Consider the following 26,083-nt stretch of genomic DNA (forward strand, 5'->3'; position numbering starts at 1 on the left):
AGGTCGAACACGAGAATCTCGTTCTCACCCAGCGAGGGCACAACCGCTGTGCCAGGGTCGGCCTCAGGTGGAGCGGGTCCACCGACAGGAGTCGCGGAGGTCGTGGTGTCGCAAGGGTCCCGTCGCGTCGGCGTCGCTGTGGTCGGACTCGGAGGGGCGGTCGCCACGACCGCCGTCGCCGGGCTGGAGCTGCTCCGGATCGGGGCCGCGGGCACCGACGGGCTGCCGCTCGCCGGGCTGGAGGTGGCCGGCGGCCCGGTCGAGGAGACGACGGGCCTGGTCGGCTACGACGCCCTCGTCGTCCGCGGCTGGGACCTCGACGGCTCGGACCTGCGCAAGGCCGCCGAGCAGCACGCGGTCCTCGACTCCCGGCAGCTGGAGCAGGTCGGGCCGGCCCTGTCGGCGCGGACCCCGTGGCCCGCGGCCGGCGACGCCGACTTCTGCCGCAACGTCACCGGCGGCAACGTGGTGCTCGCCCAGACCCGCCGCGACCAGGTCGACGCGGTCCGCGCCGACCTGCGGCGGTTCCGCGAGGAGGAGTCCCTCGACGGCCTGGTGCTGGTCAACCTCGCCTCGACCGAGCGCTGGCCCGACCCGACGGCGCCCGCGCTGCAGACGGTCGAGGCGTTCGAGGCCGGGCTGGACGCCGACGACCGGGCGATCACCCCGGCGATGGTCTACGCCTACGCCGCGATCGCCGAGGGCGTCGGCTACGTCAACTTCACGCCGTCGCTGGCCGCCGACGTCCCGGCGCTGGTCGCCCTGGCCGAGGCCCGCGGCGTCCCGGTCGCCGGCAAGGACGGCAAGACCGGCCAGACGATGGTGAAGACCGTCCTCGCGCCGGCGTTCCGCGCCCGCTCGCTCACCGTCGAGGGCTGGTACTCCACCAACATCCTCGGCAACCGCGACGGCCTGGCCCTCGACGACCCCGACTCGCTCAGCAGCAAGCTGCAGACCAAGGGCAGCGTGCTGGACTCGATCCTCGGCTACCCGGTCGAGGACCACGTCGTCCGGATCGACTACTACCGGCCGCGCGGGGACCAGAAGGAGGCCTGGGACGCCATCGACCTGGTCGGCTTCCTCGGGCAGCGCATGCAGGTCAAGGTCGACTTCCAGTGCCGCGACTCGATCCTCGCCGCCCCGCTGGCCATCGAGCTCGCCCGGCTCACCGACCTCGCGCAGCAGCGCGGCGAGGGCGGCATCCAGCGGCAGCTGGGCTGGTTCTTCAAGGCCCCCATGACCGCCGACGGCAGCGTCCCCGAGCACGCGTTCCACACGCAGGAGGCGACGCTGCTCGACTGGCTGGCCGCCGGCGCCACCTCCCGGTGACCGCGCTCGACACCCCCGGGACGCTCACCGCGCTGGCCGGCCTGCGGCCCCTGCTGGCCGAGATCGGCGACGCCAAGCGGGTGCGCGTCGCCGGCACGCCCGGCTCGCTCGCCGAGCAGGCCTTCGCCCGGGCGTGGGGGCGGCTGGTCGCGGGTGAGGACGTCGCCGACGTCGCGGAGTCGGAGACGGCGGCCGCGGTCGCCCGTGCCCGGCTGGCCGGCATCGACGCGGGCGTGCTGACCGCCGCCGGGCTCTCCGACGACGAGGCGCTCGCGGTGCTGCGCCGCGGCTTCGACGAGGTGGCCGGCCCGCTCGACCACCGGCTGCGCGACCGGCTGGGCGCCGCGCTCAGCCCGCTGCCGGCGCCGGCGGCGACGCCCGCGCTGGCCGGGACGCTCAACGCCCAGCCGCGCGCGGGCGCGACCGCGCCCGGCAGGCCGCGGATCGTGGTGGAGCCGCCGGAGAGCCACGGCGACCACTGCCTGACCGTCGCCGTCTACGGGGTGCTGGTGGCGCCGGTGGTCGGCGCCGACCCGGTCGCGCCGTTCCTGCTGGGCCTGGCCCACCACCTGCACAACGTCGTCCTGCCCGACGCCGGGTTCGCCGGCGAGGTGCTGCTCGGCGACACGCTGGAGCGGGTCGTGGCCACGCTCGAGGAGCGCGAGCTGGCCGCGCTGCCGGACGCGCTGGCGGACCGGGTGCGCGGGGTGCTGGCGCTGCGGCCGGGCGCCGACGTGCCCGAGGCGCGGGCCTTCCACGCCGCCGACGTCCTCGACCGGGTGCTGCAGGTGCACCACCACGCCCGGGCGGCGGCGTTCACGGCCGCGCAGGCGCTGGACGACCTCGAGCTCGTGCACGCCGGGCCGGTGCAGGCCTACCACCTCGACGTCCTGGCGGCGGCCGGGCTGTGACTCTCGCGGTCGATGCCCCCGTCGTCGACGGGATCCCGTTCGCCCGCGCCGGCCGGGACGACCTGCGCGCCGAGGTCGCCGGGCTGGTGGCCGCCGGGGAGACCGACCGGGCGCGGGTGCTGCTGCTCGCGGACGCCGACGACTGGTGGACCGCGCCGCCGCCCCCGCCGGAGCAGCTGGCGCTGGTGCCCTTCGCGCGCACGCTGCGCGAGGCGATGGCCCTGCTCGGCATGGGCCGGGTCGCCGACTACTTCGCGCACCGCTGGTCGGACCCGACCCACCTGGCCGGGCTGGCGCTGCTGCAGGCGCACTGGCCCGGGGACCGGCCGGTGGTCGACGTCGCCTGCGGGATCGGCGCGCACCTGCGCGAGCTGGCCCGCCGCGGGGTGCGCGACCTGCTCGGCGTCGACGTCGTCTGGGCCAAGCTGTGGCTGGCGCGGCGGTTCGTCTGCCCGTCGGCGCGCTACGTGTGCGCCGACCTCACCGCCGCGCCGTCGCTGGCCGTCGGCACCCCCGCGTACGTCATGTGCCACGACGCCTTCTACTTCCTCCGCGACAAGCCGGCCGCGGCCGCGGCCATGCGCGCGCTGGCCGGGGACGGCGGCACCGTCGTCGTCGGGCACGCGCACGTCGCCGACCCGCACGGGGAGCCGCTGCCGCCGGAGGGCTACGCGCGGGTGCTCGGCACCGACCTGCTCTACGACGACGACGAGCTGACCCGCTCGCTGCTCGAGGGCCGCCCGCCGCGGCCGGCGCCGCCCGCGGACCTGCGCGCCAGCGAGGCGGTGGCGCTGGTGGCCGGCGACCCGCTGTCCTCCGCACCGGCCGACCTCGGCGAGCCGCTGCCGCCGCTGGCGCCCAACCCGCTCTACCGCGACGGCCTGCTGACCTGGCCGAACGAGCGCTACGCCGTCGAGTACGGGCCCCGCTCGGGCTACCTGCCGCCGCGCTGGCCCGACCCGCTGCCCGCCGACGCCGCCCGCCGCCGGCTGCTGGTCGACCTGCCGGAGGCCTGGTGACCCCGACCGTCGGCTGGGGCGTCGCCGGGTGCGGCTGGGTGGCCCGCGACCACGCGCTGCCCGGGCTGCTCGCCGTCGACGGCGCCCGGGTGGTGGCGCTGCACGACCTCGACCCCGCCGCGATGGACCGGATGCCGGTGGAGGGCGCCCGGCGGACCACCGACCTCGCGGAGTTCCTCGCCACCCCGGGCCTGGACGCGGTCTACGTCGCCGTCCCCAACGCCGGGCACCGGGCGCTGGTCGAGGCGGCGGCCGCGGCCGGCAAGGCCGTGCTGTGCGAGAAGCCGCTGGCCGCCGACGTCCGCGACGCGCAGGCGCTGGTCGACGCGTGCGCGCGGGCCGGCGTGCTGCTCGGCACCGCCTACGACCAGCGCTGGCACCCCGCGCACGTGCGGCTGCGCGAGCTGGTGCCCGAGCTCGGCACGGTCACCGCGGTGCGGATCGTCTACTGCTGCTGGCTGCCCGGGGACTGGACGCCCGACGGCCGCCCGCACGACAACTGGCGGGTCGACCCGGCCCGCGCCGGCGGCGGCGCCGCCATCGACCTCGCCCCCCACGGCCTCGACCTCACCGGCACGCTGCTCGGCGAGGACGTCACGTCGCTGTCGGCGCTGCTGCAGACCCGGGTGCACGACTACGGCGTCGACGACGGCGCGCTGCTCACCGGGACCACCGACGGCGGCGTGCTGGTCGGCCTGCACGTCGCGTTCAACACCCCCGACGCGCTCCCCCGCCGCCGGCTCGAGGTGGTCGGCACCCGCGGCGCGGCGGTCGCCGTCGACACGATGGGCCAGACGGCGGGAGGCTCGCTCACGCTGTACCGCCCCGAACCGGTGGACGTGCCGTTCGCCGACACCCCGCCGTCCGGCGACCCGTTCACCGCGCAGTTCGCCGCCTTCACCGACGCGGTCGCGGGCCGCGCGCGGTGGCCGTACGACCCCGCCCGCGACCTCGCCCTGCACCGCCTGCTCCTCACCGCTCTCTCCGGAGGGAAACCGTGAGCTCGCCCGACGTCCCCGGCGCCATCGACCGGGCCACCGACCCCGCCGCCGACCTCACTGCCGACGGCACCGGCGCGCGGCACGGCACCAGCCAGGTCGACACCAACCCCTACCGCGGCCTGCTGCCCGACCTGCCCGCCTACGCCTGCACCAACTGCGGGCACTGGCAGCGCTGGCCGGCGCCCGGGCCGGCCGTGTGCCCGGTCTGCGCCGACGTGCGCAACGCGCTGCCCGAGCACGGCTTCGAGTTCGTCCCCGCCAAGGAGGCCGACGAGCTGGTCACCGGCTTCTGGCGGCCGGCGCCGGTCGACGGCGTCACCGAGTTCGGCACCGAGCCACGCTTCGGGCTGGACAGCCGCGGCTGGGTGATCGAGACCGACATCGGCCTGGTCGGCTTCGAGTGCGCGCCCTGGTACACCGCCGACATGCTCGCAGAGCTGCGCCGCATGGCCGGGGAGAAGGGCGGGTTCCCCGTCCTGGCGTCGTCCCACGTGCACGGCTACGGCGCGCTGTGGCAGCTGCAGCAGGAGCTCGAGCCGCGGGTCGTCTGCGTCAACGTGCACGACCTGGTCTGGACCAAGGCCTTCCGGGTCACCTGGCCGGCCGACGACGTCCTGGCCCTCGCTCCCGACCTCACGCTGCACCGCACCGGCGGCCACTTCCCCGGGCACTCGGTGCTGCACGACTCCCGCCGCGGGATCCTCTTCTGCGGCGACTCCCTCAAGGTCGACCTCTCCCCCGACGGCGACCCGGTCGCGTTGAGCGCGCACAAGGCGTTCCACGCCCAGATCCCGCTCTCGCACGGGGAGCTCCGGGAGATGCTCGCCGTCGTCGCGGAGCTGGACTTCGAGGTGGTCGCGACGCCGTTCGAGATGGTCCCCGGGGTCACCACCGACCACGTCGTCCACCTGGTGCAGCGGCTGCTGTCCGGGCCGCCGGACGCCGCGCCCGTCCCGCTGGACGAGCTGTGACGGCGGTCGGGACGACGCCGTCGCAGCGGTACCGGGACAGCTTCCCGGTCCCGGTCGAGGACTTCGCGATCGAGGGCATCGACGTCCTCGACGTGCCGCTGCACTCCGCGGTGCTGCCGCCCTCGGAGCTGCACCCGGGCGGCAGCGGGCTCGGCTACGGCGCCACCCGCGAGGAGGCCCGCACCGGCGCGATGGGCGAGATGGCGGAGATGGCGCTGTCGCTGCGGGCGCACCGGGGCGCCGCCCGCGAGGAGGGCTCCTACGCCGAGATGACGCGGCGGCACGGCCGCGACCGGGTGGCCGACCCGCGCGAGCTGTGCCTGGAGGCCGGCAGTCCGTACGACGACGACCGGCCGCTGCAGTGGCTGCCGACGACCCGGCTGCGCGACGGCGACCGGGTGCTGGTGCCGGCCGAGCTGGTGGCGTCCGCGCCCGACGACCTGCCCGGCGACCCGCCGCCCGGCGGCTGGCTGACCACGGTCATCACCAACGGGCAGGGGGCGGCGTTCGACGCGGACCGCGCGGTCACCCACGCGCTGCTGGAGGTGCTGCAGCGCGACGGCAACGCGACGGCGTTCCGCGCGATGGACCGCGGCGTCGTCGTCGACCTCGCCGGGCTGACCGACCCCGACGCGCTGGCGCTGCTCGACCGGCTCGACGCCGCGGGCGTCGACGTGACGGTGAAGCTCGCCTCGACCGAGTTCGGCGTCGTCGACGTGTACGCCGTCGGCTGCTCGCGGGACGGCTCGGAGCCGGTGCCGGTGATGGCCACCGCGTGCGGCGAGGCGGCGCACCCGGACCGGGACACCGCCGTCCGCAAGGCGCTGCACGAGTTCGCATCGGCGCGCAGCCGGAAGGCGTTCATGCACGGGCCGTTCGACGTCGTCCTGCCGGCGACGCCGCCGGGCTACCTGGAGCACTGGCGCACCGGGCACCCGCCGGAGCGGCTGGTCGAGGAGGACCGCGCGCTGCAGGCGATGCTGGCCTGGACCCGGATGGGCACCTCGGCGCTCGTCCACCTGCTGCAGGACACCGTGCTGTCCCGCCGGTCCACCGTGGCGCTGGCCGACCTCCCCACCTGGCGTCCGGGAGCAGGGCGCGGGGACGACCTGCACTCGCTCGTCACCGGCGCGGTGCAGACGGCCGGGCACGACGTGCTGGTCGAGCTGCAGCCCTCACTCGGCGACGCGGTCGCGGCCAAGGTGCTGGTGACCGGCCTCGAGGTGGAGACGATGAGCTACGGCCGGATCGGCGAGCGCGGCGTGCGCCGGCTGCTGGAGCGCGACGACCCGCTGGTGGCCGTCGGGACCGACCCGGGCGGCTGGGCGCGGGTGCACCTGACCGCCGGCGCCGAGGAGCGACTGGGCGGGCCGGCCTGGTTCGACCGCGCCGGCGCCGACCGGCGGGTGGGCGCGCTCTACGCGCTGTACCGGGAGCCGGGCCGGCACGTGGTCGCGGAGGTCCTCGACTCGTGAGCCTGCGCTACGCGTACAACACCAACGGGCTGACCTCGCACCGGCTGTCGGACGCGCTGCCCTTCCTCGCCGACTGCGGCTACGCCGGGGTGGCGCTCACCCTCGACGTCGTCCACCTCGACCCGTTCGCGCCCGACGCGTTCGCCCGGGCGGAGGAGGCGCGGGCGCGCTGCGACGAGCTCGGGCTGGGCGTGGTGGTGGAGACCGGCGCCCGGTTCCTGCTCGACCCGCGGGCCAAGCACGAGCCGACGCTCGTCACCGCCTCCGCCGAGGGGCGCGCCCGCCGGCTGGCCTACCTGCGGCTGGCCTGCGACCTCGCCGAGGTGCTCGGCGCGGAGGCGGTGAGCTTCTGGGCCGGCGTGCCGAAGCCGGGCGTCGACCGCGACGCCGCGTGGGGCTGGGTGGTCGACGGCGTCCGCGCCCTGGTCGACAGCCACGGCGGCCGCTCCTACGCCCTGGCCGTCGAGCCGGAGCCCGGGATGCTGGTCGAGGACTGCGACGGCTGGGCGCGGCTGGCCGCCGAGGCGCCGGGGATCACGCTGGCTCTGGACACCGGGCACTGCGTCGTCGCCGGGGCGTACGCGCCGGAGGAGGCGGTGGCCCGGTTCGCGCCGCACCTGGGCACGGTCGCCGTCGAGGGGATGCGCCGCGGCGTGCACGACCACCTGCCGCTCGACGAGGGCGACGTCGACCTGCCGGCGGTGCTGCGTGCGCTGCACGAGGCGTCGTTCGACCGGCTGGTGACGCTGGAGCTGTCCCGCGACGGGCACCGCGCCCACGAGATGGTGCCGCGCTCGATCGCCACGCTCCGGGAGGCCGAGGGAGCATGAGGATCTGCTTCGTCAGCCGCCGCTACTGGCCCGCGGTCAGCGGGATGAGCGTCTACGCGGAGAACCTGCTGCGGGAGCTGGTCGCGCTGGGCCACGAGGTGGTGCTGGTCAGCCAGTACCGCGACGACGAGGCCGGCACCCGCGTCTACGGCGGCGGCCCGCCCCCGCCCGACCGCGTCCCCGCCGGGGTGGAGGTGCACGCGCTGCCCAGCCGCGGCGAGACCGTCGTCCCGGCCGACTGGGAGGGCGACGTCGAGGAGATCGTGCGCACCGTCGTCGGCCTGCACCGCGAGCGCCCGTTCGACGTGCTGCACGCCCAGTACGGCTACCCGCCGGGGCTGGCGGTGCTGGCCGCCGCGCGCGAGACCGGGCTGCCGGCGGTGGTGAGCATCCAGGGCGGCGACGGGCACTGGGTGGGCACCTGCTGCGCCACGCACGCGCACGCGATGCGCACGGTCGTCGACGCCTCGTCCGCGGTGCTCATCGGCAGCGCCAGCTTCCGCGACGAGGTGGTCGGCAACCTGGGCAGCGACCCGGCGCGGTTCACGATCGTCCCGGGCGCCACCGACACCCGCCGCTTCACCCCCGCCGAGCGGCCGCTGGGCGCGCTGCAGGACCCGCCGGTGCTGCTGTTCCACGGCCGCGTCGACCGCCGCAAGGGCGTGCTCGACCTGCTGGAGGCGCTGCCCGACGGCGTCCGCCTGGTGGTCTCCGGCATCGGCCCCGACCTCGACGAGGCCCGCGCCCGCGCCGACGCGCGGACGACGTTCCTCGGCTACGTGCCGCCCGACGAGGCGCCCGCGGTGTACCGCTCGGCCGACGTGTTCGTCAGCCCGACCTACAGCGAGGGGTTCTCCAACACGCTGCTCGAGGCGATGGCCAGCGGGCTGCCCACGGTGAGCACCGACTCGGTCGGCGTCGTCGACTGCCTGCGCGACGGCGAGAACGGGCTGCTGCACGCGCCGGGCGACGTCGCCGGGCTGCGCGCGGCGCTGGACCGGGTGCTGTCCGACGGCGCCCTGCGGCGGCGGCTGGCGACGACGGCGCTGGAGGAGGTGCGCCGGCTGTACTCGTGGCCGGTGCTCGCCGCCTCGATCGACGACGTGTACCGCTCGGTGGCCGGGTCGACGCCGTGCGCGGACTGGACGATGCCGCCGACGGTCGACCTCTCCTGCCGGTTCCGCGGCGCGGCGCACCTGCTGTGAGGGTCCGCTGATGCAGGTCCTGGCGGTCAGCCCGCACCTCGACGACGCCGCGTTCTCGGTGGGCGGCACCCTCGCCGCGCTGGCCGACGCCGGGCACGAGGTCACCGTGGTCACCTGCTTCACCCGCAGCGTGCCCGACCCCGAGGGCTTCGCGCTGGCCTGCCAGCTGGACAAGGGCCTGCCGGCCGACGTCGACTACATGGCCCTGCGCCGCGACGAGGACGCCGCCGCGATGGCCGTGCTCGGCGCGGCGCCGCTGCACCTGGACCTGGCCGAGGCGCCGCACCGCGGCTACGGCAGCGCGGCGGACCTGTTCGCCGGCGTGCACGAGGACGACGACGTGTGGCTGGACGTGCGGGCCGCGCTGACCGGCCTGCCCGGCGACCTGTGGCTGGCCCCGCAGGCGCTGGGCGGGCACGTCGACCACCTGCAGGTGCTGCGCGCCGTCTCGGGGACCGGCCGGCCGGTGCTGTGGTGGCGCGACTCGCCGTACGTGCTGCGCGCCCCGGACGCCGTCCCCGGACCCGACCTGCCCGGCGGGCTGACCCCGATGGAGCTGCCGCAGGACCTCGGCCGGCGGGCCGACGCCTGCGCCCGCTACGCCACCCAGCTCGGCTTCCAGTTCGGCGGCGCGGACGCGATGCGCGCCGCACTGGCCGGCCTGCCGGAGGTGCTGCTCGCCGACGACAGAGCCCGGGAGCTCGCCCTCGGGATGGTGTCCCCCGCGCGCTAGTGCTCTGCCCACAGGTGTGGGCAGCGCACCAGCGCGGGGGCGTGCCCGGGTCCGCTCGGGCTCTGTCGTCCGCCCGTGCTCAGGTGAACCGCTGCTCCAGGTGGACCGAGACCTCCTGACCCGCCGCGTCCTTGCCGATCGCCTCGCACAGCGCCCTGCGCAGCGGCAGCCAGTGCGGCCCCTCCCCCGACGGCATGCAGGTGGCGGTGAAGGGGTGGCCGTCGATCGTGCCGCCCACCTTGACCGCCCTCCGGGTGCCGAACAGCTCAGCCGAGCCGGGGACGGTGAGGTAGGTGGGGAAGGCGCCGTCCTTCTCGATCGGCGCGGTGAACGTGGTCGCGAGGTCCTGGGGAGCCATGCCGGTCCTGACCGCGGCGGCGCCCCGGACTCATCGCGAGGCGGACTCCGGCCGAGCCGGCCTCGGCCTCCTCGGTGCCGCGGGCGACCCGCGCCGGGCCGGCGGTGGTCCGCTCGGGAGCCGTCCACCGTGGGACCCGGCACCCGCCCGCGGGGACGTGCCGTGCCGCCCGCGACACGGGGTCCACGATCCCCGTTGCCCGACGGCCGCCGCCCTGCGACCGTGACCGGCACGGGGACCCGCTCCGTCCCAGACCGGAGGCCGCCGTGACCTGGACCGACGAGGCCGTGACCGTCTACTACAAGCCGGGGTGCCCCTACAGCACCACGCTGCGGGCGAAGATGGCCGCCACCCGCCTCCCCCACCGCGCGGTGCGGTTCGCCGACGACCCGGAGGGGGCCGCCGCGGTCCGCGCGCACCACCCCGAGGGCTGGGAGGTCTCCCCCACCGTCGTCGTCCGGGGCCGGTACCTGACCAACCCGAGCCTGCGCGAGGTCCGCGAGGCGATGGCGGGGCGCTGACGGCGGCCGCGGGGCGCCGGGACCGTCCGCGGGCGCCGCTACGCTCCGCGCCACCTCGATCCCGGTGGGAGGAGCGGCATGGCCTCGGTGCGCAAGCAGGTCCACCTCGACGCCCCGCCCGAGCGGGTGTGGGACGCCGTCCGCGGCGTCGGGGCGCTGCACGAGCGCCTGGTCCCCGGCTTCGTCGTCGACACCCGGCTCGAGGACGACGCGCGGGTGGTCACCTTCGCCGACGGCACGGTGCAGCGCGAGCCGCTGGTCGACGTCGACGACGACCGGCGCCGGCTCGTCCACACCGCCGTCGACTCGCCGCTGGGGGCCACCCACCACAACGCCTCGGTGGAGGTCCTCCCCGACGGCGCCGGCACCCGGCTCGAGTGGGTGGTCGACGTCCTGCCGCACGGCGTGCGGGACCGCCTGGACCGGGCGATGGAGGCCGGCGCCGCCGCGATGCGCGCGGCCATCGACCGGAGGCCGTCGTGATCCGCACGTACCCGCACGGCGTGACCTGCTGGATCGACACCGAGCAGCCCGACCCGGCCGCCGCGGCCGCCTTCTACGGCGCCCTCCTCGGCTGGGAGTTCACCGACGCGGTGCCGCCCGGCGCGCCCGGCTCCTACCTCGTCGCGACGCTGGACGGGCGGGACGTCGCCGCCGTCGCGCCGGGCGACGGCCCGCCGGCCTGGAACACCTACGTCGCGGTCGACGACGCCGACGCGACCGCCGCCGCGGTGCCCGGGCTGGGCGGCACGGTGCTCTCCGGCCCCGAGGACGCCGGGCCCGGCGGGCGGACGGCGACCTGCCTGGACCCGCAGGGGGCGGCGTTCCGGCTGTGGCAGGCCCGCCGGCGCCCGGGCGCCCAGCTCACCAACGTGCCGGGCACCTGGAACTTCTCGGACCTGCACACCCCCGACCGCGCGGCCGCGATGGCCTTCTACCGGCCGCTGTTCGGCTGGCGGGACGTCGACATGGCCCAGGACGCCGGCACGATGCTGCAGGTCCCCGGCTACGGCGACCACCTGGCCGCGACCGTCGACCCGGGCATCCGCGAGCGGCAGGCGTCCGCGCCGCCCGGCTTCGCCGACGTCATCGGCGGCCTGCTGGTCACCGCCGACGAGCCGCCGCACTGGCACGTCGTGGTCACCGTCGCCGACCGGGACGCGTGCGCGGCCACCGCCGAGCGGCTCGGCGCCACCGTGCTGCGCACCGCCGAGGGCACCTGGACCCGCACCGCCCTGCTGCGCGACCCGCAGGGCGCCGAGCTCACCGTCAGCCAGTTCACCCCGCCGGACGGCGACTGGTGACGTCCGTGCCCGGCCGGCTGCGCTGCCTCGCCGCGCGCATCGACCGGGACGCCCCCGGGACGGCATGATCGGCGGGTCCCCCGCTGACCTCCGAGAGGGGAACCGTGTCCTCACCCTCCCCGGCCCTCCGGCCGGCCCCGGGCGCGCTCGACGGCAGGGTCGCCGTCGTCACCGGCGCCAGCAGCGGCATCGGCGCCGCGACCGCCCGCTCGCTGGTGGCCGCCGGCTGCCGCGTCGCGCTCCTGGGCCGCCGCGGTGACCGCCTGCAGGCCGTCGCCGACAGCACCGCCGACCCCGCCCGCACCCTCACCGTCGCCGCCGACGTCTCCGACGGGCTCGACCTCGCCGACGCCCTCGACGCCCTGCACGACCGGTTCGGCCCGGCCGACCTGGTCGTGGCCGGTGCCGGTGTGCTCACCGGCGCGCCGTTCGAGGACGGCGTGCCCGCCGAGTGGATCGAGATGATCGACGTCAACCTCGGCGGCATCCTCCGGACCGCGCAGACCTTCGCCCGCGACCTGCTGGCCACCGCCGGGACCGGCCGCCCGGCCGACCTGTTCCTCATCGGCGCGCTCGCCGGCCAGGTGCGCTTCCCCGGCTACGCCGTCTACTCGGCGGTGGAGGCCGCGGTCGCCCAGCTGGCCCGGGCGCTGCGCGCCGAGTACGGCCGCCGCGGCGTGCGCGTGCACGTCGTCGCCCCCGGCCTCACCGACACCGACCTCGGCTCCGAGATCAGCCACGACGGCACCGCGCGCGGCTGGGCCGAGCACCGCGAGGTCGTCGTCCCGATGGACCCCGACGACGTCGCCCGCACCGTGCTGTTCGGCGCCGGCCTGCCGCCGCGGGTCAACGTCGCCGAGCTGCTCGTGCTGCCCACCCGCCAGGACCCCTACCTGCCCACGCGGCGCGGGACGGGGGTCCGGTGAGGGGCACCCCGCGGGGCGAGCTGGAGCGGCCCTCGGCGCTCGGGCGCGTGCTCCGGCTCGCCGACTCCGACGCCGCGGCCGCCGCCGTGCTGCTGGTCGCGACGCTGGTGGCGCTGGTGTGGGCCAACGTGCCGGGCTCGACCTACGAGGAGACCTGGCACACGCCGTTCGCCGTCAGCCTGGGCGACACGGTCCTCGAGATGGACCTGCGGCACTGGGTCAACGACGCGCTGATGGCGCTGTTCTTCTGCCTGATCAGCCTCGAGGTCAAGCGGGACCTGGTGCTCGGCGAGTTCCGCGACACCCGCCGCATCCGCATCCCGGTCGTCGCCGCGCTGGCCGGCCTGGTCGTGCCCGCCCTGGTCTTCCTCGCGGTGACCGGGCTCAGCGACCAGCCCGGCGAGGCGCGCGCCGCCTGGGGCGTGGTGATCTCCACCGACACCGCGTTCGTGCTCGGCCTGCTGGCGGTCGTGGGCCGGGCGGTGCCGGTCAACCTGCGCGCGTTCGTGCTCGCGCTGTCGGTGGTCGACGACGTCGGCGCGCTGGCCGTCATCGCCGTCGCCTACACCGAGGACCTCACGATCCTGCCGCTGGCGGTGGCCGCCGTCGGGCTGGTCGCGGTGGTCTGGCTGCGGCGGATGCGGGTCTGGCGCGGCGCGGCCTACCTGCTCGTCGCGGTGCCGGTCTGGCTGGGCGTGCTCGCGTCCGGCGTGCACCCGACGGTGGCCGGCGTCGCGATCGGCCTGCTGCTGCCGGTGTACCCGCCCAGCGCGGAGGAGGTCGACGCCGCCGAGGCCGCGGCCCGGGACTACGGGCGGACGCCGACCTCCAGCGGGGCGCACCGCGCGGTGCTCAGCCTGACCCGGTCGGTGTCGGTCAACGAGCGCGGGCAGCGGCTGTTCCGGCCGTGGGTCAACCTCGCCGTCGTCCCGGTGTTCGCGCTGGCCAACGCCGGCGTCGTGCTCAGCGCCGAGACGCTGTCCGCCGCCGCGACCTCCGGCCTGACCTGGGCGGTCGTCATCGGGCTCGTCGTCGGCAAGGTGCTGGGCGTGACCACCGCGTCGCTGGCCGCCGTCCGGCTCGGGATCGGCCGGCTGCCCTCGGGGCTGTTCCCGCGGCACGTGTTCGCCGCCGGCGTGCTCAGCGGGATCGGCTTCACGATCTCGCTGTTCATCATCGACCTGGCCCTCGACGACGAGGCGCTGGCCGCGCAGGCCCGGATCGGCGTGTTGGCCGCGTCGGTCCTCGCCGCGCTGCTGGCGCTGGGCGCGGTCGCCGTCGTCCGGGCGGTGGACCGGTCCCGGCTGCCCGGCCGGCAGCGGCTGGCGCGGCCGGTGAGCGCCACGCGCGACCACGTCCGCGGCCGCGTCGGCGCGCCGATGGAGCTCGTCGTCCACGCCTCGTTCGTGTTCACCAACGCCGGGCGCACCGCCGAGGTGGTCGACGAGCTGCGGCAGGTCCTCGGCGACGACCTGGTCTTCGTCTACCGCCACCTGCTCACCGACGACCCGGTGTCGGCCCGTGCCGCCGAGGCGGCCGAGGCCGCCGACGCCCAGTCGCGGTTCTGGCCGATGCACGACGCGCTGGCCGCCCGGGCCGGGCGGCTGGACGACCGGGCGATCCGGCGCTGCGCCGTCGACGCCGGGCTGAACCTCGCCCGGGTCGACGACGCCGTCGCCTCCGGCGCGCACGCCGCGCGCGTCCGCGAGGACGACGACGACGCCCGCGCGATGGGCCTGGACGAGCCGCCGCGCTTCTTCGTCAACGGCCAGCTCTACGACGGGCCGCTCGACGTCGGGCCGATGCGGACGGCGCTGGAGCAGACCGCCGGGCGGTCGCGGGTGCGGGCGGCCGCCCCGGCGGACGCGCCGGCCGAGGACGCGCTGCCGGTGCGCTCGCCGGCGGTGCGCGAGACCGCCGACGCGGAGCCGGTGGCGTGACCGCGCCGGGGAGGGTGCGGCCGGTCGCCGGCCGCCGCGCCGTCGTCATCGGGCTGCCGCTGATCGCCGACGCGGTGGTCGCCGAGCTGGCCGCGGCGGGAGCGGTGGTCGAGCAGGTGGCCTCCGCGCGGGAGGTGCTCGCGGCCGCCGACGGCGTGCGCGAGCGGCTGGGCGGCGTCGACCTGGTGGTGGCCGTGCTGGGCGGCGTCGGCGGGGGCCCGTTCGGGCTGTCACCGGCCGAGCGGTGGGCGGAGGTCATCGAGCAGGGCGCCGGCGACGCGGTGCTGGCGGCGCGCGCGTTCCTCGACGACCTGCTGACCGCGGCGGCCAACGACTCCGCCGCCGACCTGGTGCTGGTCGGGTCGGCGGCGGCGTCGGAGCTGGTGCCGGCGTTCGCCGTGCACGCCGCCACGGCCGCCGGCGCCGCCCAGCTCGCCCGCACGCTGCGGCTGGAGCTCGGCGGCACCCTGGTGCGGGTGCGGCACGTCGCCGTCGGCTGGGTGTCCCCCGCCGCCGCGGCCGACGGCGGGACCGCGCTGCTCCCCGAGGACGTCGCGCAGACCGTGCTGTTCACCCTCACCCTGCCGCCGACGACGAACGTCGCCGAGGTGTCGCTGCTGACGACCCGCAGCGGCTGAGCGATGAGTGCGGGGGCCGGCGGCGGTCTCCCCTGCACCCCACGGCGAGGAGGCGGACGGTGGACGAGCGGTTCAGGGCGACCCTGCGGAGGGGCCCGGCACCCGGCGGGTGGACCTGCCTGGTGTGGCCAGAGTCGGTGCGGGTGTTCGGCACGCGCGAGCTGCCGGTGGCCGCGGCGATCCGGCGGGCCATCGGGAAGCAGGCCGGCGACGAGGTCGAGGTGCACCTGCTCGAGCGGATCGGGACCCGGTGAGCGCGGTGTCGCCGGGGCGGGTCGCGGTCGCGTCCGCGGCCGCGTTCGTGGCGAGCTCGGCCTGGTACACGGCCTTCGGCGAGCGGCTGGCCCGCCTCGACGAGGCCTACGCGCAGCCCGGCCCGTCCCCGGCGGCGGTCGCGCCGGTGGAGCTGGCGCGCAGCGGGGTGGTGGCGGCCGCGGTGTCGGTGCTCGCCGACCGGCTGCCGGCCCGCGGCCCGCGCTCGGCGCTCACGCTCGGCGCCGGGCTGTGGGCGGCGTTCCCGCTGGTCCTGCTCACCGGCTCGGTCGTCCACGAGAAGGTGCCCTGGCAGCAGGCCGCGATCCACGCCGGCGACTGGCTGGTCAAGCTGCTGCTGGTCTCCGCCGTCGTCGGCCGCGACGGCTGAGCGGGTGCGCCCGGGCCGCGTTCCGGCGCCCGGGGTGCGGCGCCGGCGCACCCGCCCGCGGTCAGCCGGCGGCGGCCCCCGCCCGTGAGCGGTCCCGCCACTCCCGCGGGCTGACGCCGTACCCCGCCCGGAACCGGCGGGCGAAGTAGGAGGCGTCGGTGAAGCCCCAGCGCCGGGCGACCGCGGCGATCGAGCGGTCGCCCGGCCGGGCCAGCTCGGCCCGGGCGCCCTCCAGCCGCTGCGCGATGACCTCCTGCTCGAGGCTGAACCCGGCCGCGGCGCAGATCCGGTACAGCTGCCGCACCGACACCGCGTGCGCCCGCGCGATGCGCTCGGCGTCCAGGTCCGGCTCGGTCAGGTGCCGGCGCACGTAGCCGCGCACCCGGGCCGGCAGTGTCTCGCCGAGCACGTCGTCGGCACCGCGGGCGCCGTCGGCGGCCGAGGCCAGCAGCGCGCGGGCCAGGTCGACCGTCGCCGACGCCAGCGAGTGCACCAGCGGCTCCGCGGCCAGCAGCGCGACGTCGCGGGTCAGCCGGGTGACGTGCGCGCGCACCAGGCCGTGGAGAGGGCTGCGCGCGGCGACCGGCAGGGCCCGCCGGACGGTGTCGATCGGCAGGCCGAGGGAGGCGGCCGGGATGCGCAGCGCCCGGCACACGCCCCGCCCGGACCAGGCGTACTCGTAGGGCGACGACACCTCGCTGAACGACAGCTCGCCGGCGGCCACCAGCCGGCGGGAGCCGAACTGCTCCTGCCGGGCGGTGCCGGCCTCCTGCACGGCGAGGGAGAGCACCGGCTCCGAGTCGGCGCGCGCGTGGCGGGCGGTGCGCAGCAGGGTCACCTCGCCGGTCAGGTCCAGCCGCAGCACCGAGACACCCGCCAGGTCCCAGCCGTCGAGGCGGGCACGGGCGGGCGCCGAGGGGTCGGGGAAGCGGATCCGCGAGGACATCGTCGCCTCGAGCAGGTCGGCCACCCGGGCGGGACGGCGGTCGGCGGCGGCGAGGGCGTCGGTGTCGACGAGGGTGGCCACGGGGCCTCCAGGGTCGGCAGCGGGTCGGCGGGCAGGTCGGCGTCGTCGCCTGGGCCGATCCTGGCCGGGAGCGGGAGGCGGCGGAAGGCCGTCGCCCCGGCGGGCTCGGCAGCCTGGGTCCGGCACCGGTCACGCAGGGCACAGCCGCCGTCGCGGGTGCGCCCCTAGCGTCCGCGGCGTCCGCGGCCCGGTCGGGTGGCCGCACCCCGCTCCCGGAGGACCACCGTGACCGCTGCCGCCCCCGTCCCCGTCGTCTTCGTGCACGGCCTCTGGCTGCACGCGAGCAGCTGGGCGCCGTGGCTGGAGCTGTTCGCCGCCCGCGGCTACGACCCAGTCGCGCCGGGCTGGCCGGGCGAGCCGGCCACCGCCGAGGAGGCGCGGGCGCACCCTGGGGCGGTCGCCGGCGTGGGCATCGGCGACGTCACGCAGCACCACGCCGACGTCATCGCGGGGCTGCCCGCGGCACCGGTGGTGGTGGGCCACTCGTTCGGCGGGCTGGTCGCGCAGAAGCTGCACGGGATGGGCCTGACCCGCGCCTGCGTGGCGCTCTCGCCCGCGCAGTTCCGCGGCAACCTGGTGCTGCCGCCGGCGCAGCTGCGCACGGCCTGGCCGGTGCTCTCGCGCCCCGGTCTGCGGACGGGCACCTGGGCGCACACGCGGGACAGCTGGGCGCGCGCCTTCGCCAGCGCGGTGCCGCGCGAGGAGGCCGACCGTCTCTGGGACGCGTACGCGATCCCCTCCCCCGCGCGGCCGCTGTTCCAGGCGGGGTCCGCCGCGTTCACGCCGCGCAGCGAGGCCGCCGTCGAGACCCGGCGGGAGCGCGGGCCGGTGCTGCTCGTGGCCGCCGGGCTGGACCGCACCGTGCCGGCCGCCGGCGTCCGCGCCGCGTACCGCATCCAGCGGCGGCACGGCACCGGCGTCACCGAGCTGCTCACCTTCCCCGACCGCGGCCACTCCCTCGCCGCCGACTCCGGCTGGGCGGAGGTGGCCGGCGCCGCCCTGGACTTCCTCGCCCGCCACGGCGTCGGCGCGCCGTCCCCCGAGCCGGTGGAGGGCGTCCGCTGAGGTCCGGACCGGCCTCCGCGACCTCCCGTGATCGGCACGGGTGGGGCCGCGACCAGCGGGGTAGGGCCGCCCGGACGGCAGCGCCGGGCCACCCCGGCCCGGCCCCGAGAAGTGGGGAGGCGACCATGGCACTGCCCGAACGGGACTCAGTTGTCGACTGGGTCGGCAGGACGGTGGTCGACCGGCACGGCGCGGAGATCGGCACGGTGACGCACCTGCTCGCCGACGAGGGAACCGGCCGGCCGGAGTGGCTGTACGCGGACATGGCCGGCACGACCGTCGTCGTCCCGCTGTTCGACGCCACCGGCGAGGGCGACCGGGTGCAGGTGGTGGTCGACCGCGGGCTGGTCGACGGCGCCCCGCGCTTCGGCGACAGCCGCGAGCTGACCACCGAGCAGGAGTCCGCGCTGTACCGGCACTACGGCATCGAGGCGAGCACCGAGACCTCCGAGACCCTGCTGCCGGCGCCCGACGCGGAGCCGCCGGCGACCACTGCCGTGGCGGTGTCCGGCGAGGAGGTGGCGCCCCTGCCCACCCCGGACGCCGACGAGGAGCTCCCGCCCCCGCCACCGGTGGCCCAGCCCGGCGACGAGGACTTCGGCCGCGCCGACGAGCCCCAGGGCCGGTCGCTGGCCGCCCGCGCCGGCGGGGCCGCGGGCGGGCTGGCCGCGCTGCGGGCGCTCGGCGGGCTGCTGTTCGCGGTGCTGCGGCGGCGCCGGCAGCCGGCCGCCACGGTGTCCCGCCGCGCCCGCCGCGGGGGCAAGGCCGCCCGGCGGACCGGGCGGAAGGCCGCCCGGCAGGCCCGGGCGGTGCCGGCGGTCGGACGGGCGCGGGTGGAGCACCTCGTGGCCGCGGCCGTCCCGGTGGTCACCGACGCCGCCTCGTCGGTGCGGGAGGCCGCCCGCGGCGGCGCGTCCGCGGCCGGGCCCGTCCTGGCCAACGCCGCGCACCTCGTCAGCGAGGCCGCCCGCGGTGTCGGCGAGGCCGCCCGCGGCGGCGCGTCCGCGGCCGGGCCCGTCCTGGCGACCGCCGCCCAGCGCGTCGGCGAAGTGACCCGGACCGGCGCCGCGGCGGCCGCTCCCCTGCTGGCCACCACGGGCCAGGCGCTGCAGACCGGCGCCAGCGTCGGTGCGGAGGCCGCGAAGCAGGCCCTCGACGCCCTCCCGGAGCTCACGTCCACGGTGGTCTCCCGGGCCACCGAGGCCGGCGCCGAGATCGGGCAGGCCGCCCTCCGCGCGGCCGCCAGGGTCGGTGGCGCGGTCGAGGCGGTGCCCGAGGAGGTCGCCGAGGTCGGCCACCGCATCCGGAAGCGGGGTCGGCGCGTCGCCCGCCTCACCTCGCTCGGGGCCGGCCTGGGCACCGGCTACGTCGTCGGCGCCCGCTACGGCGACTACGGGCAGATCCAGCAGGCCGCCGCGCGCGTCACCGGCCGGGGCTGACCCGTCGTCCCGGTGCCCCCGGGTGCAGGCTCCGTCCTGCACCCGGGGGCACCGCCTCGTTGTGCCGCGGATCACATGAGCCCTAGCCTCCGGGACGGTCCCTGCTCGACTCCCCCGAGGTCAGGTGCACGATGAAGAAGCTCATCAACGACCCGTCCGACGTCGTATCCGACGCCCTCCGCGGCATGGAGCTGGCGCACCCGGACCTGCTCCGGGTCGACCACGAGAACCGGGTGGTGTTCCGCCGCGACGCGCCCGTGCAGGGCAAGGTCGGCATCGTCTCGGGCGGCGGCTCCGGCCACGAGCCCATGCACGGCGGCTTCGTCGGCCGCGGCATGCTCGACGCCGCCTGCGCCGGGGAGGTCTTCACCTCGCCGGTGCCCGACCAGATGCAGGCGGCCACCGCGGGCGTCTACAGCGGCGCCGGCGTGCTGCACATCGTGAAGAACTACACCGGCGACGTCATGAACTTCGAGATGGCCGCCGAGCTGGTCGCCGCCGAGAGCGGCATCGAGGTGGCCACCGTCGTCGTCGACGACGACGTCGCCGTCACCGACAGCCTCTACACCGCCGGCCGCCGCGGCGTGGGCACCACGGTGCTGCTGGAGAAGATCGTCGGCGCCGCCGCCGAGGAGGGCAGGCCGCTGATCGAGGTGGCCGACCTGGCCAAGCGGGTCGACGACGCCGGCCGCAGCATGGGCATGGCGCTCACCTCCTGCACCGTGCCCGCCGCCGGGACGCCGACCTTCTCCCTCGGCGAGGACGAGATGGAGATCGGCATCGGCATCCACGGCGAGCCCGGCCGGCGCCGGGTGCCGCTGGCTCCCGCCCGCGAGGTCGCCGCGATGCTGGTCGAGCCGATCCTCGCCGACCGGAGGTACACCGACGGCGTCATCTGCTTCGTCAACGGCATGGGCGGCACCCCGCTCATCGAGCTGTACGTGGTCTACGCCGAGGTGGCCGCGATCCTGGAGAAGGCGGGGATCGGGATCGCCCGGTCGCTGGTCGGGCCGTACATGACCAGCCTGGAGATGGCCGGCTGCTCGGTCACCCTCCTGCAGGCCGACGACGAGATGCTGCGGCTGTGGGACGCGCCGGTGGTCACCCCGGGCCTGCGGTGGGGGGCCTGAGCATGGCGGTGGGCACGGAGGACCTCACCGCCTGGCTGCGCCGGTTCGCGGAGTCCGTGCACGAGCAGCGGGACCGGCTGACCGCGCTCGACGCGGCCATCGGCGACGCCGACCACGGCGCCAACATGGACCGCGGCATGACCGCCGTCGTCGCCACGCTGGACGAGTCGCCGCCGGCCGACGCCGCGGCGCTGCTCAAGAAGACCGGCGCCACCCTGGTGAGCAAGGTCGGCGGGGCCAGCGGCCCGCTGTACGGCACGCTGTTCCTGCGGATGGCCGGCGCGGCCGGCGACGGCGACCTCGACGACGCCGCGTTCGCGCGGGCGCTGCGCGCGGGCCTGGACGGCGTGGTCGCCCGGGGCAGGGCCGAGCCCGGCGACAAGACGATGGTCGACGCGCTCGGCCCGGCCTGCGACGCCCTCGACGCCGCGGTGGAGGCGGGCAAGCCGCTGGCCGACGCGCTCGCCGCGGCGGCGGACGCGGCGGCGCAGGGCCGGGACGCGACCGTGCCGATGGTCGCCCGCAAGGGCCGGGCCAGCTACCTCGGCGAGCGCAGCGCCGGGCACCAGGACCCGGGGGCGACGTCGACGGCGCTGCTGGTCGAGGCCGCCGCGGCGACCCTGGGACGCTCGTGAGCGTCGGCCTCGTCGTCGTCTCGCACAGCCGGGCGCTGGCCGACGCCGCCGTCGAGCTCGCGCGGCAGATGCTGCCCGGGCGGGAGCTGGCGATCGCGGTCGCCGCGGGCACCGAGGACGGCGGGCTCGGCACCGACGCCGCCGCGGTGGCCGACGCGGTCGGGCAGGCCGACTCCGGTGACGGCGTCGTCGTGCTCATGGACCTCGGCAGCGCGGTGCTCTCGGCCGAGACCGCGCTGGAGTTCCTCGACGACGACGTCCGGTCGCGGGTGACCCTCTCCCCCGCGCCGCTGGTGGAGGGGCTGGTCGGCGCGGTCGTGCTGGCGTCGACCGGTGCCTCCCGCGAGCAGGTCGCCGCCGAGGCCGAGCGGGGGCTGGCGCCCAAGCAGGCGCACCTGGCGTGACGGCTGGGACGCACGGGACGGCGGCCTTCCCACGGGGACGCCGCCGGCCGATGAGCCGGGCATGCGCGCCAGCCACGTCGCCACCGCACTCGCCGCCTTCACCGCCGGCCTGACCGCCGCGTCCGCGCTGCACCGCCGCGCCGGCCGCCCGGTCCCGGCTCCCCTCGTCCACACCGGGGTCGACACCGCCGTCGAGCCGGCCGCGCCGGCCCGGACGCGGGACGCCGTCGTCCTCCCCTTCCCCCGCCCGGCGCTGCCCGCCGAGCAGGTCGTCGAGCAGCCCGCCGCCCGGCCGGCCCGCTGCGGCGACACCGGCGGCGTCACGAGGGCCGGCGCACCCTGCGCCGCCCGCGCCACCAGCGGCGGCCGCTGCCACCACCACCCGCTGGCCGCCTGATCCCGTCGGTCCCCCGCGGTAGACAGCGGGGGTGGGCGCGCGCCGGGGAGCCGAGGTGCTCGACCGGCGCGCGCTCGGCCGCGCCACGCTCGCCCGGCAGCTGCTGCTCCGGCGGGACGGGCGCGGCGTCCTCGACGCGGTCGGCCACCTGGTCGGCCTGCAGGCGCAGGAGCCGCAGGAGCCCTTCGTCGGGCTGTGGTCGCGGCTGACGGCGTTCCGGCCGGCCGGGCTCGACGACCTGCTGGAGTCGCGCCGCGTCGTCCGCACGCTGCTCATGCGCCGGACGCTGCACCTGGTCACCGCCGGGGACTGCCTGCGCCTGCGGCCGGTGCACCGGTCGATGCTCGTCGCCCGGGCGCGCGGCACCCTCGGGCGCCGGCTGCCCGGCGTGGAGTTCGGCGAGCTCGCCGCGGCCGGGGAACCGCGGTTCGCCGAGGCGCCGCGGCTGCTGTCCGAGGTCGGCCGGCTGGTCGGCGACCGCTGGCCGGACGCCGCGGCCCGCGACCTCGGCGACGCGCTGTCCAGCCTGGTGCCGCTGGTGCAGGTCCCGCCGCGCGGACTGTGGCGGCAGCGCGCCCCCGCCCGGAACACCACGGTGCGCGCCTGGCTGGGGCGCGACGTCGAGGACGGGCCGCCCGACGACGTCCTCGACGACCTGGTGCTGCGCTACCTGCGCGCGTACGGGCCGGCGGCGACCGCGGACCTGCGGTCCTGGAGCGGACTGGGCGGCCTCCCGGCGGTGGTCGCCCGGCTGCGGCCGCGACTGCGGACCTCCCGCGACGAGCGCGGCCGCGAGCTGCTCGACGTCCCCGACGGCCTCCTCCCCGACCGCGACGAGCCCGCGCCGGTGCGCTTCCTGCCCGCGTTCGACAACGCGGTCCTCGGCTACGACGACCGGTCCCGCCTGATCGCCGACGAGCACCGCGGCCTGAGCGTGACCGGAGCCCGCTTCGTCCTGGTCGACGGCACCGTGGCCGCCACCTGGACGACCCGCGACCGGGACGACGGCGGCGTGGCGGTGACCGTGCAGCCGCTGCGGCGGCTCACGCCGGCCGAGCGGGACGACGTCGAGGCCGAGGGCACCGCCCTCGCCGCCTTCCTCGGCGACGGCGTACCGGGACCGGCCGAGGTGACCCGGTGATCAGCGGCTGCCGCCCCCGATCATCGGGTCGTCGCCGTCGTCACGGACGCCCCGCTCGACGCCCTCCGTGGACGGCCCGGCGGTGTAGCCCTCGGGGTGGGACTCCGGGACGAGCACGTCGTCCCGGACGACGGCATCCGGCGGCGGCTGCTCGACCTGGGTGACCTCCGGTGACTGGACGACGCCCTCCGGGGTCTCCGTCCCGACCTCCTGCTGCCCGCCCTCCGACGAGCCCGACGGGCCCGACGAGCCCGACGAGCCCGCGGTGGCCGCGGCCACGCCGGCGGCCGCCGCTCCGGCCACCGCGGCGACCCCGGCCGCGACGGCCGTTCCGGACACGCCCGCCTTGCCGCTGTCCCCGCGCGACCCGTGAGCGGTCTCCGCGGTGGGCGTGCCGACGTCGAGCCCCTCGCCGATCGAGCCGCGCCAGGCCCCGGTGGCGTGGCCCTGGCTCTCGACGAGCGCCTTGAACCGCTCCAGGTCGGACCGGACCTGCCGCTCCACGATGCCGAGCTTGTCGCCGACCTGCTCGACGACGCCCTCGGGCTCGTACTCCAGCTCCAGGTACACGACCGTCGAGTCGGGCCCGGCGGGCTCGAAGCGGACCGCGCCGGCGTTGGTGGCCCCGCTGGTGGCGGCCCAGGCGACCTTCCGGTCCGGCTCCTGCTCGAGGACGGACGCCTCCCACTCCCGCCGGACGCCCGCGATCTCGGCCACCCAGTGCAGGCGCCGGTCGTCGAGCTGGCGGACCTCCTCGACCCCGCCCATGAAGCGCGGGAAGTCCTCGAACTGGGTCCACTGGTCGTACGCCGTGCGGACCGGCACGTCGACCTGGATCGACTTCTCCACCCTGGTGGTCATCGCCGACCTCCTCCGTCTCGGGACGCTGCCCGACGGGTGTGACCTGGACCACCCGTGGTCAAACGGGTCACGCGTCCCACCGGGCGGGCGGAGGTCCTGCTGCTGGTGGCGCGCGGGCGGTCCAACGGCGAGATCGCCGGCGAGCTGTACCTGGGCCTGCAGACGGTGAAGACCCACGTCAGCAGCCTGCTGCGCAAGCTCGGCGCCCGGGACCGGACGCAGGCCGTCATCGCCGCCTACGAGTCGGGCCTCGTCCCCCTGCGCTGACCGCCGGGTTGCCGGGGAGCGGGTCCTGGGCCAGTGTCTCCTCGCGGTCCGGCCGGAGGAGGGTGCCCGTGGAAGCCGACGTGATCGTCGAGATCCCCAAGGGCTCGCGGAACAGGTACGAGTACGACCACCGGCTCGGCCGCATCCGGCTGCTCCGGATGCTGTTCACCGCCACCGGCTACCCCGGCGACTACGGGTTCGTCCCGGACACCCTCGCCGAGGACGGCGAGCCGATCGACGCCCTGCTGCTGCTCGGCGAGCCGACCTTCCCCGGCTGCCTCGTGCGCGCCCGGGTCATCGCCGTGTTCTGGGTGCACGACGAGCGCGGCCCGGACGCGAAGCTGCTGTGCGTGCCGGCGAGCGACCCGCGGATGGAGCACCTGCAGGAGCTCGAGGACGTCCCCATCCACCAGGTCGCGGAGATCTGGCACTTCTTCGAGATCTACGAGGCGCTGACGCCGGAGAAGTCCGCCGAGACCCGCGGGTGGGAGCGCCGGGCCCAGGCCGTCGCGGCGCTGGAGGACGCGCAGCGGCGGTTCGCCGAGCGGGCCGCCGGTGGGCCGAGGGGATGACAGGGGCTTCCGCCGCGACCGCCGGGACGCCAGGGTGACCCGGTGACCGAGGAGCTGCGGCTGACCACCACCCTCGCACCGCGCGGCCCGGCGGCCGCCGTCGTGCTGACCGACGAGCAGGTCGCCGGCCTCGGCGGGGGCGCCAAGGCGTTCCCCGTCCGGGTCACCGTCGGCACGGTGACCGTGGAGGGCCGGGTCGCGCGGATGGGCGGCGAGAACCTCATCGGGCTGAGCAAGGAGCGCCGGGCCGCCCTCGGGGTGGCCATAGGCGACACCGTCGACGTCGTCGTCGCCCTCGACCGGGCCGAGCGCACCGTCGAGGTGCCGCCGGACCTGGCCGAGGCGCTGGCCGCGGCGGGCGTGCGGGAGGCCTTCGACCGGCTGTCGTACACCTCCCGCAAGGAGCACGCGCGGTCGGTGGCCGACGCGAAGAGGCCCGAGACCCGCGCCCGCCGGGTGAGCGCCGTGGTGGACGCCGTCTCCGGCTGAGGCCCCGCCGCACCCCTTTACGGACGATCTCGTCTCACCAAGGGCTGGCGGTCGAGCGCGCACGGTGACGGGCACACCCGGCCCGCTCCGGGCGGCGGACCGGGTGCCTTCCGGGCCGGCCCGGGCGCTCCCACACTGTGCGCGCGCCCTGCGTCGGGCACCTGCCGCACCGGCGGCAGTTCCTCAGAGCCGAGGTGCTCCCGATGACGCAACCCACCCCCTGCCCGATCCTCGACCTGAACCTCGGGCCGCTGGACCTGAACCTGCTGGGCCTGCACGTGCACCTCAACGAGGTGGTGCTCGACGTCGAGGCGATCCCCGGCCCGGGCAACCTGCTGGGCAACCTGCTGTGCGCGATCGCCGGGCTGCTCGACGGCGTCGACCTCGGCGGCGTCCTGGGCAACCTGCTGCAGGAGCTCATCGACGCGCTCATCCGCCTGCTCGAGGGCATCGGCGGGGGCGGCGGCGGAGGCGGCGGCACCGCGCCGGTCGCGCAGCAGGCGGCGGCGTGACCGGCCCCCGGGACCCCGAGCCCGCGGCGGCCGCCGCGGCGGAGCTGGAGCGGCTCCAGGAGCTGCTCCGGCGGGCCGGCCGGGACCGGGCCGACCCCGGGGAGGTGGCGCGGGCGGTCGGTGCCTACTGGCGCGACCACGGCCCGGCGCTGCGGAACGCGGCGGCCGCCCTCGGCGACACCGCGCGGGGGCAGGTGCTGGCCGAGCTGTACCGCGTGCGGGACGAGCTCGGCCGGCAGCTGCAGGGGCAGCGGGCGTCGGCGCCCCGCCCACCGGAGCCGGGGACGACGGAGGAGCCTGGCCGAGGCGCCGAGCCGGGCTGAGGCGCCGAGCCGGGCTG

At 77.3% G+C, this 26,083-nt stretch carries 32 protein-coding genes; 29 read left to right on the forward strand and 3 right to left on the reverse strand.

Annotated features, from left to right (window positions below):
• Positions 1-138 precede the first annotated feature (138 nt).
• Genes ACFO3M_RS03490 through ACFO3M_RS03530 form a run of 9 tightly spaced genes read left to right on the forward strand, consistent with a single transcriptional unit; the run spans position 139 to position 9,474 of the window.
• Positions 139-1,329, forward strand: coding sequence for an inositol-3-phosphate synthase (locus ACFO3M_RS03490; protein WP_387986387.1), 1,191 nt, complete (start codon positions 139-141; stop codon positions 1,327-1,329).
• Positions 1,326-2,240 (forward strand): hypothetical protein, encoded by a 915-nt coding sequence (locus tag ACFO3M_RS03495; RefSeq protein ID WP_387986389.1) that lies wholly within the window; start codon positions 1,326-1,328, stop codon positions 2,238-2,240. Before ACFO3M_RS03490 ends, ACFO3M_RS03495 begins: the two co-directional genes overlap by 4 nt.
• Positions 2,237-3,259, forward strand: a complete 1,023-nt coding sequence (locus ACFO3M_RS03500; protein WP_387986391.1) for a class I SAM-dependent methyltransferase — start codon at positions 2,237-2,239, stop codon at positions 3,257-3,259. The genes ACFO3M_RS03495 and ACFO3M_RS03500 overlap by 4 nt, the downstream gene beginning before the upstream one ends.
• Positions 3,256-4,260 (forward strand): Gfo/Idh/MocA family protein, encoded by a 1,005-nt coding sequence (locus ACFO3M_RS03505; RefSeq protein WP_387986393.1) that lies wholly within the window; start codon positions 3,256-3,258, stop codon positions 4,258-4,260. The genes ACFO3M_RS03500 and ACFO3M_RS03505 overlap by 4 nt, the downstream gene beginning before the upstream one ends.
• Positions 4,257-5,231 carry an MBL fold metallo-hydrolase gene (locus ACFO3M_RS03510; RefSeq protein ID WP_387986395.1) on the forward strand — a complete coding sequence of 325 codons (975 nt, stop codon included), beginning with the start codon at positions 4,257-4,259 and terminating at the stop codon, positions 5,229-5,231. The genes ACFO3M_RS03505 and ACFO3M_RS03510 overlap by 4 nt, the downstream gene beginning before the upstream one ends.
• Positions 5,228-6,706 carry a YcaO-like family protein gene (locus ACFO3M_RS03515; RefSeq protein WP_387986398.1) on the forward strand — a complete coding sequence of 493 codons (1,479 nt, stop codon included), beginning with the start codon at positions 5,228-5,230 and terminating at the stop codon, positions 6,704-6,706. The genes ACFO3M_RS03510 and ACFO3M_RS03515 overlap by 4 nt, the downstream gene beginning before the upstream one ends.
• Positions 6,703-7,536, forward strand: coding sequence for a sugar phosphate isomerase/epimerase family protein (locus ACFO3M_RS03520; RefSeq protein ID WP_387986401.1), 834 nt, complete (start codon positions 6,703-6,705; stop codon positions 7,534-7,536). The genes ACFO3M_RS03515 and ACFO3M_RS03520 overlap by 4 nt, the downstream gene beginning before the upstream one ends.
• Positions 7,533-8,741, forward strand: a complete 1,209-nt coding sequence (locus tag ACFO3M_RS03525) for a glycosyltransferase family 4 protein (RefSeq protein WP_387986404.1) — start codon at positions 7,533-7,535, stop codon at positions 8,739-8,741. Before ACFO3M_RS03520 ends, ACFO3M_RS03525 begins: the two co-directional genes overlap by 4 nt.
• Positions 8,742-8,751: 10 nt before the next feature.
• A complete protein-coding gene (locus tag ACFO3M_RS03530; RefSeq protein ID WP_387986406.1) occupies positions 8,752-9,474 on the forward strand; it encodes a PIG-L deacetylase family protein in 723 nt (240 codons plus the stop codon).
• A 79-nt stretch (positions 9,475-9,553) separates the two neighbouring features.
• Here ACFO3M_RS03530 and ACFO3M_RS03535 read toward each other — a convergent pair whose 3' ends face one another.
• On the reverse strand, positions 9,554-9,832 hold the full coding sequence (locus ACFO3M_RS03535) for a DUF1905 domain-containing protein (RefSeq protein ID WP_387986409.1): 279 nt from the start codon (positions 9,830-9,832) through the stop codon (positions 9,554-9,556).
• A gap of 266 nt (positions 9,833-10,098) precedes the next feature.
• Here ACFO3M_RS03535 and ACFO3M_RS03540 point away from each other — a divergent pair, with 266 nt between their 5' ends.
• The 8 genes from ACFO3M_RS03540 (at position 10,099) to ACFO3M_RS03575 (ending at position 15,804) form a co-directional block, all read left to right on the forward strand.
• The gene (locus tag ACFO3M_RS03540) at positions 10,099-10,353 is read left to right on the forward strand and encodes a glutaredoxin family protein (protein WP_387986411.1); all 255 of its coding nucleotides are present in this window, start codon (positions 10,099-10,101) and stop codon (positions 10,351-10,353) included.
• Positions 10,354-10,431: 78 nt separating this feature from the next.
• On the forward strand, positions 10,432-10,836 hold the full coding sequence (locus tag ACFO3M_RS03545; protein WP_387986414.1) for an SRPBCC family protein: 405 nt from the start codon (positions 10,432-10,434) through the stop codon (positions 10,834-10,836).
• Entirely contained in the window at positions 10,833-11,657 is an 825-nt protein-coding gene (locus tag ACFO3M_RS03550) for a VOC family protein (protein WP_387986417.1), read from the forward strand. Before ACFO3M_RS03545 ends, ACFO3M_RS03550 begins: the two co-directional genes overlap by 4 nt.
• 104 nt (positions 11,658-11,761) lie before the next feature.
• Positions 11,762-12,583 (forward strand): SDR family oxidoreductase, encoded by an 822-nt coding sequence (locus ACFO3M_RS03555; protein ID WP_387986420.1) that lies wholly within the window; start codon positions 11,762-11,764, stop codon positions 12,581-12,583.
• Positions 12,580-14,523: a Na+/H+ antiporter NhaA gene (gene nhaA, locus ACFO3M_RS03560; RefSeq protein ID WP_387986423.1), complete on the forward strand. Its 1,944-nt coding sequence runs from the start codon at positions 12,580-12,582 to the stop codon at positions 14,521-14,523. Before ACFO3M_RS03555 ends, nhaA begins: the two co-directional genes overlap by 4 nt.
• Complete coding sequence (locus tag ACFO3M_RS03565; protein ID WP_387986426.1) at positions 14,520-15,161, forward strand: SDR family NAD(P)-dependent oxidoreductase; 642 nt, start codon at positions 14,520-14,522, stop codon at positions 15,159-15,161. The genes nhaA and ACFO3M_RS03565 overlap by 4 nt, the downstream gene beginning before the upstream one ends.
• 59 nt (positions 15,162-15,220) lie before the next feature.
• Positions 15,221-15,415 carry a DUF1905 domain-containing protein gene (locus tag ACFO3M_RS03570; protein WP_387986429.1) on the forward strand — a complete coding sequence of 65 codons (195 nt, stop codon included), beginning with the start codon at positions 15,221-15,223 and terminating at the stop codon, positions 15,413-15,415.
• A complete protein-coding gene (locus tag ACFO3M_RS03575) occupies positions 15,412-15,804 on the forward strand; it encodes a DUF1761 domain-containing protein (protein WP_387986432.1) in 393 nt (130 codons plus the stop codon). The genes ACFO3M_RS03570 and ACFO3M_RS03575 overlap by 4 nt, the downstream gene beginning before the upstream one ends.
• A 61-nt stretch (positions 15,805-15,865) precedes the next feature.
• On the opposite strand, the gene ACFO3M_RS03580 is transcribed toward ACFO3M_RS03575, so the two are convergent.
• Positions 15,866-16,831, reverse strand: coding sequence for a helix-turn-helix domain-containing protein (locus ACFO3M_RS03580; RefSeq protein ID WP_387986434.1), 966 nt, complete (start codon positions 16,829-16,831; stop codon positions 15,866-15,868).
• 225 nt (positions 16,832-17,056) lie between these two features.
• Here ACFO3M_RS03580 and ACFO3M_RS03585 point away from each other — a divergent pair, with 225 nt between their 5' ends.
• The 7 genes from ACFO3M_RS03585 (at position 17,057) to ACFO3M_RS03615 (ending at position 23,042) form a co-directional block, all read left to right on the forward strand.
• The gene (locus ACFO3M_RS03585) at positions 17,057-17,896 is read left to right on the forward strand and encodes an alpha/beta hydrolase (RefSeq protein WP_387986437.1); all 840 of its coding nucleotides are present in this window, start codon (positions 17,057-17,059) and stop codon (positions 17,894-17,896) included.
• A gap of 125 nt (positions 17,897-18,021) precedes the next feature.
• A complete protein-coding gene (locus ACFO3M_RS03590) occupies positions 18,022-19,335 on the forward strand; it encodes a PRC-barrel domain-containing protein (protein WP_387986439.1) in 1,314 nt (437 codons plus the stop codon).
• A gap of 131 nt (positions 19,336-19,466) precedes the next feature.
• Entirely contained in the window at positions 19,467-20,465 is a 999-nt protein-coding gene (gene dhaK / locus ACFO3M_RS03595; protein WP_387986441.1) for a dihydroxyacetone kinase subunit DhaK, read from the forward strand.
• 2 nt (positions 20,466-20,467) lie between these two features.
• Positions 20,468-21,100 (forward strand): dihydroxyacetone kinase subunit DhaL, encoded by a 633-nt coding sequence (gene dhaL / locus ACFO3M_RS03600; protein WP_387986443.1) that lies wholly within the window; start codon positions 20,468-20,470, stop codon positions 21,098-21,100.
• A complete protein-coding gene (gene dhaM, locus ACFO3M_RS03605; protein WP_387986445.1) occupies positions 21,097-21,504 on the forward strand; it encodes a dihydroxyacetone kinase phosphoryl donor subunit DhaM in 408 nt (135 codons plus the stop codon). The genes dhaL and dhaM overlap by 4 nt, the downstream gene beginning before the upstream one ends.
• Positions 21,505-21,565: 61 nt before the next feature.
• Positions 21,566-21,901, forward strand: coding sequence for a hypothetical protein (locus ACFO3M_RS03610; RefSeq protein ID WP_387986448.1), 336 nt, complete (start codon positions 21,566-21,568; stop codon positions 21,899-21,901).
• A gap of 31 nt (positions 21,902-21,932) precedes the next feature.
• Positions 21,933-23,042: a winged helix DNA-binding domain-containing protein gene (locus ACFO3M_RS03615; RefSeq protein ID WP_387986450.1), complete on the forward strand. Its 1,110-nt coding sequence runs from the start codon at positions 21,933-21,935 to the stop codon at positions 23,040-23,042.
• Here the strand turns inward: ACFO3M_RS03615 and ACFO3M_RS03620 are convergent, their stop codons facing one another.
• Positions 23,043-23,903 carry an SRPBCC family protein gene (locus tag ACFO3M_RS03620; protein ID WP_387986452.1) on the reverse strand — a complete coding sequence of 287 codons (861 nt, stop codon included), beginning with the start codon at positions 23,901-23,903 and terminating at the stop codon, positions 23,043-23,045.
• A 54-nt stretch (positions 23,904-23,957) separates the two neighbouring features.
• On the opposite strand from ACFO3M_RS03620, the gene ACFO3M_RS03625 reads away from it, so the two are divergent.
• The 5 genes from ACFO3M_RS03625 (at position 23,958) to ACFO3M_RS03645 (ending at position 26,066) form a co-directional block, all read left to right on the forward strand.
• Positions 23,958-24,170 (forward strand): response regulator transcription factor, encoded by a 213-nt coding sequence (locus ACFO3M_RS03625; RefSeq protein ID WP_387986454.1) that lies wholly within the window; start codon positions 23,958-23,960, stop codon positions 24,168-24,170.
• A gap of 68 nt (positions 24,171-24,238) precedes the next feature.
• Entirely contained in the window at positions 24,239-24,742 is a 504-nt protein-coding gene (locus ACFO3M_RS03630) for an inorganic diphosphatase (RefSeq protein WP_387986457.1), read from the forward strand.
• A 42-nt stretch (positions 24,743-24,784) separates the two neighbouring features.
• Complete coding sequence (locus ACFO3M_RS03635) at positions 24,785-25,231, forward strand: YdeI/OmpD-associated family protein (protein WP_387986459.1); 447 nt, start codon at positions 24,785-24,787, stop codon at positions 25,229-25,231.
• A 203-nt stretch (positions 25,232-25,434) separates the two neighbouring features.
• On the forward strand, positions 25,435-25,743 hold the full coding sequence (locus ACFO3M_RS03640; RefSeq protein WP_387986462.1) for a hypothetical protein: 309 nt from the start codon (positions 25,435-25,437) through the stop codon (positions 25,741-25,743).
• Complete coding sequence (locus ACFO3M_RS03645) at positions 25,740-26,066, forward strand: hypothetical protein (protein ID WP_387986463.1); 327 nt, start codon at positions 25,740-25,742, stop codon at positions 26,064-26,066. Before ACFO3M_RS03640 ends, ACFO3M_RS03645 begins: the two co-directional genes overlap by 4 nt.
• The last annotated feature ends 17 nt before the right edge of the window (positions 26,067-26,083 follow it).

Origin of the sequence: Geodermatophilus arenarius (assembly GCF_042654585.1) — a bacterium.
GTDB classification, from domain to species: Bacteria; Actinomycetota; Actinomycetes; order Mycobacteriales; family Geodermatophilaceae; genus Geodermatophilus; species Geodermatophilus arenarius.

Excerpts from the sequence above, each read along its gene's own strand:
- dhaK (WP_387986441.1), top strand. The coding sequence starts at position 19,467 with ATGAAGAAGCTCATCAACGACCCGTCCGACGTCGTATCCGACGCCCTC.
- ACFO3M_RS03525 (WP_387986404.1), top strand. The coding sequence starts at position 7,533 with ATGAGGATCTGCTTCGTCAGCCGCCGCTACTGGCCCGCGGTCAGCGGG.
- dhaL (WP_387986443.1), top strand. The coding sequence starts at position 20,468 with ATGGCGGTGGGCACGGAGGACCTCACCGCCTGGCTGCGCCGGTTCGCG.
- ACFO3M_RS03535 (WP_387986409.1), bottom strand. The coding sequence starts at position 9,832 with ATGGCTCCCCAGGACCTCGCGACCACGTTCACCGCGCCGATCGAGAAG.
- ACFO3M_RS03530 (WP_387986406.1), top strand. The coding sequence starts at position 8,752 with ATGCAGGTCCTGGCGGTCAGCCCGCACCTCGACGACGCCGCGTTCTCG.
- ACFO3M_RS03610 (WP_387986448.1), top strand. The coding sequence starts at position 21,566 with ATGCGCGCCAGCCACGTCGCCACCGCACTCGCCGCCTTCACCGCCGGC.
- ACFO3M_RS03590 (WP_387986439.1), top strand. The coding sequence starts at position 18,022 with ATGGCACTGCCCGAACGGGACTCAGTTGTCGACTGGGTCGGCAGGACG.
- ACFO3M_RS03620 (WP_387986452.1), bottom strand. The coding sequence starts at position 23,903 with ATGACCACCAGGGTGGAGAAGTCGATCCAGGTCGACGTGCCGGTCCGC.
- ACFO3M_RS03640 (WP_387986462.1), top strand. The coding sequence starts at position 25,435 with ATGACGCAACCCACCCCCTGCCCGATCCTCGACCTGAACCTCGGGCCG.
- ACFO3M_RS03545 (WP_387986414.1), top strand. The coding sequence starts at position 10,432 with ATGGCCTCGGTGCGCAAGCAGGTCCACCTCGACGCCCCGCCCGAGCGG.